This is a genomic window from Pseudomonas sp. MWU16-30317 (genome assembly GCF_020515695.1).
GTDB lineage: Bacteria > Pseudomonadota > Gammaproteobacteria > Pseudomonadales > Pseudomonadaceae > Aquipseudomonas.
The window spans coordinates 317,901-330,748 of sequence record NZ_JAIWJA010000007.1; the positions used below are offsets into that span (position 1 = coordinate 317,901).

Annotated in this window: 8 protein-coding genes; 4 read left to right on the top strand and 4 right to left on the bottom strand. The window is 52.8% G+C overall.

Annotation, left to right across the window (positions count from 1 at the left end; all coding sequences use genetic code 11):
* Window positions 1-585 precede the first annotated feature (585 nt).
* The 4 genes from LIX93_RS20690 to dhaK all read right to left on the bottom strand — a co-directional run bounded on the left by LIX93_RS20690 (window position 586) and on the right by dhaK (window position 6,113).
* Window positions 586-2,589 carry a methyl-accepting chemotaxis protein gene (locus tag LIX93_RS20690; protein WP_226505979.1) on the bottom strand — a complete coding sequence of 668 codons (2,004 nt, stop codon included), beginning with the start codon at window positions 2,587-2,589 and terminating at the stop codon, window positions 586-588.
* A gap of 439 nt (window positions 2,590-3,028) precedes the next feature.
* Window positions 3,029-4,048 carry a LacI family DNA-binding transcriptional regulator gene (locus tag LIX93_RS20695; RefSeq protein WP_226439355.1) on the bottom strand — a complete coding sequence of 340 codons (1,020 nt, stop codon included), beginning with the start codon at window positions 4,046-4,048 and terminating at the stop codon, window positions 3,029-3,031.
* A gap of 253 nt (window positions 4,049-4,301) precedes the next feature.
* Window positions 4,302-5,012 carry an MIP/aquaporin family protein gene (locus LIX93_RS20700; protein ID WP_226505922.1) on the bottom strand — a complete coding sequence of 237 codons (711 nt, stop codon included), beginning with the start codon at window positions 5,010-5,012 and terminating at the stop codon, window positions 4,302-4,304.
* Window positions 5,013-5,123: 111 nt separating this feature from the next.
* Window positions 5,124-6,113: a dihydroxyacetone kinase subunit DhaK gene (gene dhaK / locus LIX93_RS20705; protein ID WP_226505923.1), complete on the bottom strand. Its 990-nt coding sequence runs from the start codon at window positions 6,111-6,113 to the stop codon at window positions 5,124-5,126.
* Between the two features lie 1,085 nt (window positions 6,114-7,198).
* On the opposite strand from dhaK, the gene dhaL reads away from it, so the two are divergent.
* The 4 genes from dhaL to tpiA all read left to right on the top strand — a co-directional run bounded on the left by dhaL (window position 7,199) and on the right by tpiA (window position 12,765).
* A complete protein-coding gene (dhaL, locus tag LIX93_RS20710; protein ID WP_226505924.1) occupies window positions 7,199-8,920 on the top strand; it encodes a dihydroxyacetone kinase subunit DhaL in 1,722 nt (573 codons plus the stop codon).
* Window positions 8,921-9,051: 131 nt separating this feature from the next.
* The gene (pyk, locus tag LIX93_RS20715; protein WP_226505925.1) at window positions 9,052-10,500 is read left to right on the top strand and encodes a pyruvate kinase; all 1,449 of its coding nucleotides are present in this window, start codon (window positions 9,052-9,054) and stop codon (window positions 10,498-10,500) included.
* A gap of 189 nt (window positions 10,501-10,689) precedes the next feature.
* Window positions 10,690-11,979 (top strand): phosphopyruvate hydratase, encoded by a 1,290-nt coding sequence (eno, locus tag LIX93_RS20720; RefSeq protein ID WP_226505980.1) that lies wholly within the window; start codon window positions 10,690-10,692, stop codon window positions 11,977-11,979.
* Between the two features lie 3 nt (window positions 11,980-11,982).
* The gene (gene tpiA / locus LIX93_RS20725; protein WP_226505926.1) at window positions 11,983-12,765 is read left to right on the top strand and encodes a triose-phosphate isomerase; all 783 of its coding nucleotides are present in this window, start codon (window positions 11,983-11,985) and stop codon (window positions 12,763-12,765) included.
* The last annotated feature ends 83 nt before the right edge of the window (window positions 12,766-12,848 follow it).

Below are 12,848 nucleotides of genomic sequence, written 5' to 3' on the forward strand. Positions count from 1 at the left end.
GTGGCCGCAGCCTTACTGCCGGTTGCCTATCCTCCAATACTCTTCTACCGCCCAGAGCGAGCACCCTCCTTGCAGGACTTTGATAGCCCTGATGTATGCGTCATAGGTGGGCTTATCAAAGTCAGTCCAACGCGTTCTCATAGCGCTAGCTACATCCCATTTTTCGCGAAAATCCTCATGCAAAACTTCGCCCATTTGCTTCCTGCTCGCAATGCTCAGCGATGCCCCGCCTCGCGGTCTTCCTGCGGCTATTATCGCCGAGGTCACTAAAATATTCAGAAGACAGCAAAGCAGTGGGAGAATTTGTGAGCCTTGCAATGACCATCTTCAGCATGACTATTTTTTCATCTACTACTGACAGCGTCTCTGATGCCATTACTTCGAGGGTCTGTTTGGCCATCGAGATCTGAGGATTACGGAAGGGTTGTTGTAATCTTGTAAGACTTTCGCGCTTACAACTTTTGACCTTCAGCTTCCCCCTTCTTATTGCTCGGCCGGTCTGAACCAAGGGTTAATTTTAGTAATTATAACGTCATCTTGTGAGGTACAAGATCACCACCGGCCGAGTTTTCTGGGCACTATCGATTAATGAGTCTTGAAGCGATTTACGAGTGAGATGAGGCGATTATTAGAGTCTTGCAGCATGTCAGTGCTGCGATTAGCGCTCTCACCGTTTGCGACCAATTTTTCGACTATCTGCCGTATTGAAACCATATTGTGGTTTATCTCTTCGGACACCGCGCTCTGTTCCTCGGCTGCGGTAGCGATGTGATTGCTGAGATCGCTGATATCAGTAACTGAACTTGCCATCTTATCTAGGTCGGAGTGGGCTTTGGTCGTCTTGTCGGCGGTGATCTGGCAACTGATTTTAGTTTTATCCATAGCGTTGACAGCCGCGCTTACACCCTGTTGAAGGCGCAAGAGCATCTCATTGATTTCAGAAGTGCTCTTTTGAGTACGTCCTGCCAAGGCCCGTACTTCATCTGCCACAACGGCGAACCCCCGCCCTTGCTCGCCAGCACGAGCCGCCTCGATCGCCGCGTTCAACGCAAGGAGGTTGGTCTGGCCTGCGATTTCGCCAATCACGCTCAGCACATCATTGATGCGGTTCGTGTCTTGCTCCATCAACCGGACTTTTGCCGTGGCACTTTCGACTTCACCGATAAGGGCGAGGACACTGGAAGAGGCCTCCTGCACTACGAGCTTGGATGTCCTGGCGTGCTCGTTGACCTGCTGTGTAAAACTCGCCGTGTCGCTAGCATTCTTGGCAACAGATTCGGCAGTTGCACTCATCTCGGTGACCGCTGTTACTGCTTGGTCTGTTTGCGAAGCGTGTTGCGCGAGAATTTCGTTGGAGTGTTGCGATTGTTGCTTGAGTAGAGCGATCTCATCGGAAATCTGCTCTGTGGCGCTGGATACGTCGCTGATCATATCGCTCAAGTAAGCAATAAAGCGATTGACGGATTTCCCCACGTCGTCCACTTCATCCTGTCCCTTGACTGGAATTCGCCGAGTCAAATCAGCATTACCAGCTGATAAAGAGTCAATGTTGGACTTCAAAATCGCTAGGCGATTAATCAGTTTCTTTAAAGCGAATACCATCAGCAGTAACAACAAGAGCACCACTGGTACCTGGAGCATGGTCAAGGTCCTGAGTAAGGCATCTCCATGCGCGGTCAAAAGACGAGTTGGCTGCGAAGCGGCCAGTAACCAGGGCGTGCCGGATATTCTGGTCAGAAGGAATGTGCGGTCCTCCCCCTCTGTTCCTATGTAGTGGTTCTGGACCAGCTCTGAGCCCTTTGGTGGGGCTTTCAGGGCAGACTGAATCGTTGCGATGAACGGCGATTTACCAGCCAGGTCGGAAACGTTCTTCAGTACAATATTACTGTTTCCACTCGACTCATTGCTAAGGATCGTGCCATCGGATTCAACCACCATAACATGACCGCTGATCTCTTTTTCTTTATCTGCGACCAGTTGATTGAAGAAGTTCAAAGTGACATTTATTGTTGAAACACCATATACCTCATTATTTTTGAAGATGGTCATGGCGCAGGCAGTGCGCGGTTCTGGGCTGGCGGCATCATTAAAGGCTGCTGACCATCCGCACTGCCCTCGCAGAGCCTGCACACCACCTTGGTACCACGGTTGGTTAAAGTATAGCGGGGACTCAGGGGTATTCCAAAAGTGGTTGGCGATCATCTCTCCCGAAGCATCGCGTACGTAAAACGTACTGTGCTTTTCTCGGCCAGGAGTGCGCTTCTGGGGAAGCGGCCAGATGCCTCCACCAACAACTTTTATATCGCCGTACTGATCAAGTAAGGCCGGTAGTACCTTATCTATGGTGTCGCTGTCTAACACCGTTGTGGCTTGGGTGATACTGCGCGACTGTGCTTGTACCTTAGACAATTCCATGGTGATTTTATTGCTGATTTCCTCAACCTTGGCGATCAATACTTCCTGGTCAGTCGTCATCAATTGCGGTGTTATGAAAAGCTTTATTCCGACGACAGTTAGTGCAACGATAGAAATGATGAAAAAAATCAATGTAAAAGTATAGCGAGTCTGAATTGTTCTAAATGCACTCATAATATCGCCTTCTATGTTGTTGGTTTGATCGGCCTTATTTGTAAAAGGCTTATTTTTAGCAGTAAGAAAGTTTATTGCTGTTGGCTGAGGTATCACTCCAATATTGTTCAAGCTTGTCAAAGTTTGGAAGGCATTCGCCAGCAACGACTGTATCTGATTAGACGAGTGATCTTTATGTCTTGTTTTTAGTTAGACTTGGCGCGTTAAGCAGGCTCTAAGTTTAAAATCAATCTTAGTTGACGCGCTCTCCAAAACGTCGGCGAGGCCGGTCCGCGAGAATGAACCGGCTGTTTCACTTTTTATGGGCTGCCCCAAGGAGTTAGAGGGGAGCTGCCGAGGTGTTTCGTGTTATGAAACACTTGCCAGTGGTGGCGAGGCGGTTGTGTATTCATCGTTCCTATGACAGTGAAATTTCTAGGGCGAGTTCAGGCCTCAATCTTCAAGCATTCGCATTTTCACGGAAGTAGATTTGGATGGGTTGTCTAACAGAGCCCGCCAAGCCACGGACGTCATTAACCAGATTGAGCGCAGCAAGTCCTGCGGCATGCACCACCCCGCGGGCGTCCTGATCAAGTACTACGTCCATCCCGCCAGCCGTCAGTAATGCACGTGTCGAGTCAGAAATGCCGTGCCCGATGAATACGATCGGTGGTTCTGCGGGCAAGTCTTTCAACGCCTTTGCCACACCTGCTGCGCCATCTCGTGTTACATAGACCCCGGTAACGTTGGAGTAGCGGGGAAGCGCGTCTCTTAACGCTACATAGGCTTCTTCGTCATCCGTGGGGAAGTCGGGTTCCACCGCCCAGCGCAAATGTTTGAAATCCTCTTCCAGAATTTGTTCGAAACCGGTCCTGCGTTCGCTCTGGTCCGGAAGACGTGATGAATCAGACAGAATGATGACGGTGCCAGATCTGCCTGCAGTGAACTTGCCCATCAGCAATCCAGCGGTTCTCCCCATCATCCGGTTGTCAGCGCCTAGAAACAGTGCGCGTCGGCTCGCCGGTCGATCCGAAAAAACCGTTATCACCGGTATTCCTACCTCGCAACACGTGTCGATGAACTGATCCACCCACGGATAATCCAGTGGTAAAAGCACGACCGAGTCATATCCGCGCAAGGACTCTGAGAGTTGTGCGGTCTTCAAATTATCGGAGAAATCACAACGGTAGAAGGATGGCGTAATCCGGTGCTCTCTAAAGAAGCTGGCTGAGAGGGCAATATCACGTTCAACCTTGTCGACAAATTTTGACCTGATTACAGGCACAACGAACGCTACTTTTATGGACGTGTGTTTGGCGGGTCGTCCTCGGCTGGCTCGGGTATTACGCAAACTGTCCAAAGCAGCTTGGACACGCTCGACAGTTTCTGGACGGACCGCAGAGTCGTTGCGAATGACCCGATCGACTGTTGCCACGCTCACGCCAGCAAGCCGGGCAATGCTCACTCGAGTGGCTGCCATCAGTCCCCCTGCTTTGTCGGGGTTGAGAGGGATTTGTCGATTGGTTGCATTTTCATTAAAAGGCTTCGGTTATTCGGCCTGAAAGTGATCGAAACGCTAGCTGTCTTCGTTCGGACTTTCGTGGGCTGATGTGGAAATGATGAATCTTCAAATATAACACCATCGTGTGGCGCGACAGCATCGCAGCCCCCCATCAGGAACTGATCAAGTGGGGAGCGCAACGATGCATGGAAATGCCGCCATTTACCAATTTCTAAATGTGCACTTCGTACAGCAGGGCCGCCATCGCACCACCTACGAGCGGACCCACCACCGGGACCCAGGCATAACTCCAGTTGCTTCCTTGCTTACCCTGGATCGGTAACAGCGCATGCAAGATGCGAGGCCCGAGGTCGCGGGCTGGATTAATGGCAAAACCTGTTGCCCCACCGAGAGATGCGCCTATTCCCATCACCAGTAACGCAACAGGCAAGGCATCCAGTGCGCCAAGCCCGATACTGGCACTCGCCAGTTGCAGAATGCCGAAGACAAGAACGAACGAGGCTACCGCTTCCGATATGATGTTTGCAGGGAGGTTACGCACTGCGGGGCCGGTAGAAAATGCAGCGAGCTTTGTACCTGCATCCTCGGTCTCGCCAAACTGTTTGTAGTACGCGGCCCAGACAAGCAATGCGCCAAACGCCGCGCCAACTGTTTGTACACCGATATAGGGAAGAACTTCGGCCCAAGGGAACCTGCCAGTCATGGCGAGTGCGACAGTTACCGCTGGATTGAGATGCGCGCCGCTGTTGTAAGGTGCAACGCAGAATACCGCGATAAATACAGCCATTGCCCAGCCAACCGTGATAAGGAGCCAGCCACCGCCTAGCGCCTTCGAGCGAGCCAATATCACACTAGCAACGACGCCGTTACCGAGAAGCACGAGCAGTGCGGTTCCGATGAATTCTCCAAGCAAGGATGTCATGTCGATATCTCCAATATTGTTGTTGTTTTACGGGTTTAAATATCTCTAGCGCTAATGAGTTTTTACTCGAAGGCGCCATATACTTTTACGGAGAGGAGCTGGGTTAAAAGCCTAAGCACCCCATCGCAACGCAGCGGTGTGCACAGGACTGTCCCAGTGTTCCTTGGTCATCTCATCCAATATGCAAAGCGTGAACGATGCGCCAGCCATCTCGAGAGCAGTCGTATAGTTACCAACAAGCGAGCGGCTCACTGACAGCCCTTTTTTGTCGAGCCACTTCTGTGCGCAGTTGAAGAGCAGATAGAGTTCGCTGAGGGGGGTAGCGCCGAGTCCGTTGACAATCAGCAACACTTCAGAACCCTGAGCGGGTTGTAGATCATTGCAAATGGCTTCCAGTAGCTCGGCAGTAATGGCGTCTGCAGACATCAGTTTGTCGCGACGACGCCCAGGTTCGCCATGTATGCCCACACCGATTTCGACTTCATCGTCACCGATTTCGAATGTGGTGGTTCCTGCTTCCGGGACGATGCAACTTGTCAGAGCAACACCCAATGATGCCGTATTCTTGTTGACTCGGTCCCCAAACGCTTTGCAGTGCTCCAGATCCGCTCCAGTTTCGGCTAGGCTTCCGACTAGTTTCTGCACGATGACGGTACCGGCCAAACCACGCCGACCGGTCGTGTAGCTTGAGTTTTCTACAGCAACGTCGTCATTGATCAGTACCGTGGCCGTTGCCAAATCGGACATATCGGATGCCATTTCAAAATTGACCAAGTCGCCGGAGTAATTCTTCACAATGAATAGAACGCCCGCGCCGGTATCGACAGCTTGAGCAGCTGCCATCATCTGGTCAGGGGTGGGCGAGGTAAACACTTCGCCAGGGCACGCAGCATCCAGCATGCCGCGGCCGATAAAGCCGATATGAAGGGGTTCATGACCGGATCCTCCACCCGAAACAAGGGCCACTTTGCCAGGGGTCAGGACCTTGCGTTCAAGGTATGTCGGCTGTAAGTTCAGGGCGATAAGGTCCGAGTGTGCAGACGCGAAGCCAGATAGGGTTTCGACGAGGAAATCGTCGACGTTGTTGATAAATTTTTTCATTATTTTTTTTATCCTTGGAGTGACTTCGTCATCTGTTGACGCACGACTGAAAGGCAGCCAAGCGACCGCTCACCGAGAAATTATGCAATCCCTTTCTTAACAAGCATGTCTCGCATTGACCACATGCCATGTTTCACTTCCATAGCCTGCTCAGCAAGGCTTCACATAAGAAAATCGCCGTTGGTCGCTACCTCATCCCAGTTGTTCTAAAGACGAGGAGGCAATGCGCTCACTATCCTGGTGATGCCTTTACTACTTTCCTGCGCCTCCATCAGCCCCACAGTGCATGCTGCGACTGCTAGGGCTTTCAAGCCGCTACCTTTCACGTGAAATGATGGCTTAGTTTTTTGATATTACATCATTCGTCATCAAATACAATCGCGCGGATCTGATTTTTTGGAGGGCGCTTGTTTGGCTGATATAGATCAGATACCGGTCAAGTCGAGAGTCGTCGGGTGGATTGGGTGAAGCGGCTGTCTGAGTAGCTCGTGCTCGGGCGCCACTGCGGCCTAGCCGATCAGCCCACGATTGGCGGCGCGTCCTGCCTCACAGCAAAGCTCACCCTCGTTTCGCAGGTGGCACATCCACGTCGATGACCCGCCCTGGAACGATCCGGTTGCCCAGGAGTTTACGTAGGTAGACAGTAGGTCCGAAGGAGATGATGACTGAATGATGGTGTTTTCACCTAAAATGATTTGTTTTTCTAAATTAAATGCGTCATTGTTGCGTTCGGCGATACGTTGATTGGCTGTGGAGATATCCTTTAGATCTCTTGGCGATGGCAAGTTCGAACATGATCCTGTCTCAATTCGAACGCTGCACGAACCTTGAGTCGAGTAGTAGGCGTTTTTTCCAGTCCTCATCGCGCGCTGTGGCTAGCTTTGCAGCGGATGTCGTTGGTCGATGCAGCTTGCCATGCTCAAGCTTGCATCGCTTTAAGGTATCTGCAGGATCAGCAGTGGTTTGTTGAGCCCGCCGACTAATAAAAAATTGGTCACCTCTGGTGATTGCTCTGCCCGGCGACTGCCTACGTAGTTCCCCGGATCGGCATAACCAGGTGAGTGACAGTCAACCGGATAACCTCCATGAAAAAACTCATCAATGACCCAAATTCCGTCGTCGAGGACATGCTGGAAGGCGCTGTGTTGGCCAACCAGAATCTAATGCTCCTGGAAGGTGAAAACATCGTAGTCCGTAGAGACTTTCAGGCGCTTGCAGCTGCCAATAAGGTAAGTATTGTTTCGGGTGGCGGAGCGGGTCACGAGCCTGCTCATGCAGGTTACGTGGGGCATGGCATGCTCACCGCGGCGGTCGCCGGGCCCGTATTTACCTCGCCGAGCGTGGACGCAGTTCTAAGCGCAATTATGGCTGTCGCTGGCTCTGCTGGCGTGTTGCTAATCATCAAAAACTATACTGGCGATCGACTCAACTTCGGTCTGGCCGCGGAAATTGCTCGTACCGCGGGCGTCCAGGTTGAGATGGTCGTGGTGGGTGATGACGTCGCCTTGGACAATGATGGCGGTTTGGTTGGTCGTCGAGGCATTGCAGGCACTGTATTTATTCATAAAGTGGCGGGTGCCGCCGCCGAAGCCGGGCTTTCCCTCTCTCAGGTGAAGAGTGAAGTTGAAAAAGCCGCCGCCGGGCTGTTCAGCATGGGCTTGGGCTTAAGCGCCTGTACCGTACCGGCCGCCGGTAAACCTGGCTTCAAAATCGAAGACGACGAAGTTGAGTATGGTCTTGGTATCCACGGCGAAAGCGGCGTACGCCGAGGTCCTATCCAGCGTGCCGATGAAATGGTTAAGACGCTGTTGGACAGAATTATTGCCCAAGGGCGTTTGCAGGCGGATGAGCGCGTGGTGCTAATGGTCAATAACCTGGGTGCCACACCTGCACAGGAGTTGGACATTGTCGCCCGTCGGGCACTCTTGGGATGCATTGAGCACGGGATCAAGGTAGAAGGGGTCATGGTCGGCACCTTTCTCACCGCACTGGAAATGGCGGGTTGCTCGATTTCCCTTATGCGTGTCGATGACCCCCTTATGTTGCGTCTGCAAGCGCCTACTGAAGCGACGGCTTGGCACGGAATGACAGAACCGGCCCGGACCATTTCGCGTCAGCCTTGTAGAGGTCCCGTTGCAGAATCCGCTTCGATTGGAGGCACCTGGTCCTCCGACAATGCCAGGCAATTCAAGAGCATTCTGCAGTCGGTCGCCCTAGCCTTACGCCAACAGGAGGAAGTCTTGACGGAGCTGGACTCCGTGGTCGGTGATGGCGACATAGGTATCAGCCTGGCCCGCGGCGCACGCGCAATTGAAGATTCACTCGGCACCCTGGACCTTGAACGGCCTGCAATTGCTCTCCAACAAATTTCGGCCATTCTGCGCCGTGCATTGGGTGGTACGTCCGGCCCCTTGTATGCGGTCTTTGTTTTACGGGCCGGAGTTGCATTATCCGGGACCGGTAATCTGAACGCTGCGTCAAGCTGGGCCAACGCCTTCCAGGCGGGCTGCGAAGGAATCGTCAACCTCGGAAATGCCAGTCTTGGCGACAGGACGATGTTGGATGCGCTATTGCCAACAGCCTTGGCTTTGCATGCATGCGCCGATGAGCTTGAGGCTTTGGACGTTGCAAAAAAAGCGGACGCCGCCGCCTCGAAGGGTGCGGAAGAAACACGGAATATGATGCCCCTAAAAGGTCGCTCTTCGTATATCGGTCAACGAGCTCTGGGGCACGTGGATCCCGGTGCCTACGCAGTGACTATCTGGACTAAGGCCATTATATCGGCCTTGGAAAGCTTCGATCGTTGATCACCCCGGGAAATCCATAGCGCCCTTTAAATTGTTTAAAGGCCCTCGCCACCTTCAATGGGTTAGCGTTGCAGGGCTTCGGATTTATACGGGGCGCTATTCATACGAAGGTGTTTGAAGTGGTGGCTGTCATGCAACGCAGAACAAAAATTGTGGTTACATTGGGGCCGGCAACCGAATCATTCGAAGCCATCGAGGGGTTAGTCAAAGCAGGCGTGGATGTCGTGCGTCTGAATTTCTCCCACGGCAAGGCCGAAGACCACATCGCCCGTGCCAGATTGGTACGTGAGTTGGCTACTAAACATCGCCGATTTGTAGCGGTACTGGCTGATCTGCAAGGTCCAAAAATTCGAATCGCTCGTTTCGCGGAAGGAAAAATATCCCTCGACAAGGGACAGCAGTTCGTACTCGACGCTTCCCTTGACAAGAATGCAGGGGATAAGCAGCGGGTCGGAATCGATTACGAAGCGTTGATTACCGACAGCTGTCCGGACGACATTTTGCTGCTCGATGATGGGCGAATTGAGCTCAAGGTCCTGAGAGTCCAGGCGACGCAATTGATTTGCGAAGTACTGGTCAGCGGGCCACTTTCGAATAACAAAGGGATCAACCGAAAGGGTGGGGGGTTGTCGGCCTCGGCGCTAACTGAAAAGGATTTTGAAGATATCAAGACTGCCGCAGCAATGCAGGTGGACTACTTGGCGGTTTCATTCCCGCGAGATGCCTCCGATATGGAGTTGGCACGTCGACTACTGCATGAGGCAGGAGGGCAGGCAGGTTTAATCGCCAAAATTGAGCGAGCGGAAACTGTAAATGACCTACGTATTCTGGATGCGATAATCGAAGCATCAGAAGGCGTAATGGTCGCTCGCGGCGATTTGGGTGTTGAGATTGGCGACGCTGAATTGGTTGCCGTGCAAAAACTGATTATAGACCGTGCTCGTGCACTGAATCGAGTAGTGATCACGGCGACTCAGATGATGGAGTCGATGATCACTCAATCGATGCCGACTCGGGCTGAAGTCTTTGACGTAGCCAATGCCGTGCTTGATGGTACCGATGCGGTGATGCTCTCCGCTGAAACCGCAGCCGGTGCCTATCCCGTCGAGACAGTTGAGGCCATGCATCGGATCATTATCGGTGCCGAAAAACATCCTCAATCCCATCGCTCCAAGCATCGTGTCGATCATGTATTCCACAAGATTGACGAATCCATCGCCATGTCGGCCATGTACGCAGCGAACCATTTGCATGGCGTCAAAGCTATCATCTGCATGACGGAAAGCGGCGATACCCCTCGTTTGATGTCGCGCATTCGCTCACACCTGCCCATTTTCGCGTTCTCTCGCAACCTGGCTACCCAGAACCGAGTCGCGCTTTTCCGTGGTGTCACCACCATTCCGTTCGACAGCGATGATTTCACCCCTGAGTTGGTGAATGAGAAGGCCGTTGCGGAATTGACCCGACGTGGCGTCGTAAAGGCTGGCGATCACGTGCTAATCACGAAAGGCGACTACGCCAACGCGCAGGGTGGCACTAATTCTCTACGAGTGGTGTGCGTCGGTGAAGCTATTCGCTGAGTGAGGGAGCATTGATGAGAGTGATCAATTCAATAGACCACGACACGACGAGTACCCGTGATCGCGAATCGTGGCCAAGAGATTTCGATTTTCGTGAGCAGTACGCGGAGCAGCAGGAGTTGCTGAAGTTCCAAAGCGACGATGCTTCGGCTCCGCCCCATCCGAAGGGGGAAAACCATGCTTGATAAAATGAGCCTTATTCAACAAGTCACGGCTCGGGAGATTCTGGACTCGCGAGGAAATCCGACTGTCGAAGCAGTGGTAACACTCGCGAATAGAGTCATTGCTACCGCCAGCGTACCCTCTGGTGCTTCGACCGGCTCACGTGAGGCGCTCGAATTGCGAGACAACGCATCGCGCTACATGGGAAAAGGTGTAATGCGAGCGGTCGAGAATGTTAACAACCCCATTCGCGAGTGCCTTATTGGGCTTGATGCTCTGAACCAGCGCGAAATCGACAACGTCATGATTGCGCTGGATGGAACCGAGAGTAAGAGTCTCCTGGGAGCCAACGCGATTCTCGCCGTGTCACTGGCGACCGCCAAAGCGGCTGCCAAGATCCAGAACATTCCCTTGTACGAACACTTGGCCGAGCTATACGGCTCGCCAGGCAAGTTCAGCATGCCGGTTCCCATGATGAACATCATCAACGGTGGTGAGCATGCCGATAACAACATCGACATTCAGGAGTTCATGATCCAGCCCGTCGGAGCAACTTCGTTCCGTGAAGGGCTTCGCATGGGCGCCGAGGTGTTCCATTCCTTGAAGAAGGTTCTGTCGGAACGAGGCTTGAGTACTGCGGTGGGGGATGAAGGTGGGTTTGCCCCTTCGCTTGCCTCCAATGAAGAAGCACTGATCGTTATCAAGGAAGCGGTGAGCAATGCGGGTTACGAGTTGGGTAAGGACATTACCTTGGCTCTCGATTGTGCTGCTTCTGAGTTCTACGAGGACGGTCAATATGTGCTCGCCGGTGAAGACCAGGCATTTAATTCGGCAGGCTTCGCCGATTATCTGGCAATGCTTTGCGAAAAGTACCCGATTATCTCCATTGAAGACGGGATGGACGAAAGTGATTGGAACGGCTGGGCCGGTCTGACCAAAAAACTCGGTCACCTGCAATTGGTCGGAGACGATTTGTTCGTCACCAACACCAAAATCCTGCGCGAGGGAATTCAAAAAGGAATCGGTAATTCCATCCTGATCAAGTTCAACCAGATCGGCACGCTAAGCGAGACGCTGGACGCGATACGCATGGCTCAAAATGCTGGTTACACCGCGGTGATCTCCCACCGGTCAGGGGAAACCGAAGACACCACTATTGCCGATCTCGCCGTCGCCACTTGCGCAGGGCAGATCAAGACAGGTTCTCTCAGCCGCTCCGATCGAGTTGGCAAATACAACCGTCTGTTGCGCATCGAAGAAGCGTTGCAGGATCGAGCGCCTTACAACGCTACCGATCTCATGAAGAGGAAAGCTTGAGCCATGCAGACCTCTTCAAACAGGAAAAAAATGGTAATCGGCAACTGGAAAATGAATGGTAGTAGTGCTGCCAACGCGTCGTTGTTGCGTAGCGTGTTGCCGGTGATCTCGCGCTTTAAAAACGTTGAAATCGCACTTTGCCCACCGTATCCCTATCTCAGTGCCGTCGCAGATTTGCTCGATGATTCAGAGGTTGCGTTGGGTGCACAGAACCTCAGCGCTGAGCTGGCAGGTGCTCATACGGGCGAAGTCAGCGCGCACATGCTCTACGATATTGGCTGCCGCTTTGTGTTGGTCGGGCATTCGGAGCGTCGCGCACTGTATGACGAAGATGATGCGCTTGTGGCCAAGAAGTTCTCGACTGCACTGCGAGCAGGGCTCATTCCGGTTCTGTGTGTTGGCGAGACGTTCGCTCAGCGCCAGGCGGGGGAAACACAAGCCATCGTCACCTTACAGTTGAGTGCAGTGCTGAATGCCGTAGGCGTCGATGATTTGGTGAAAGGCGTGATTGCTTATGAGCCGGTGTGGGCCATTGGTACCGGCGAAACGGCGACGCCTGAGCAGGCGCAAGCGGTGCATCGACACATCCGACAGTGGCTGGCTACCCAGACTCACGCTGCTCGTGCAGATTGCCTGATTTTGTACGGTGGCAGCGTGAAGGCGGATAACGCAGAGCAGTTGTTCCTCCAGCCCGACATCGATGGTGGTTTGATCGGCGGTGCTTCTCTGGATGCTATGTCCTTCGTAGCAATTTGCTCGGCAGCGCAAGACAAGACAGCAGCCTGAGCTTTTCTGCAAATTGAGTTGTTTTGAATGAGTAGGCGCAGGGTGTCAGATCACTGCTATCGGCCTACGCCTATTGCAAGCAC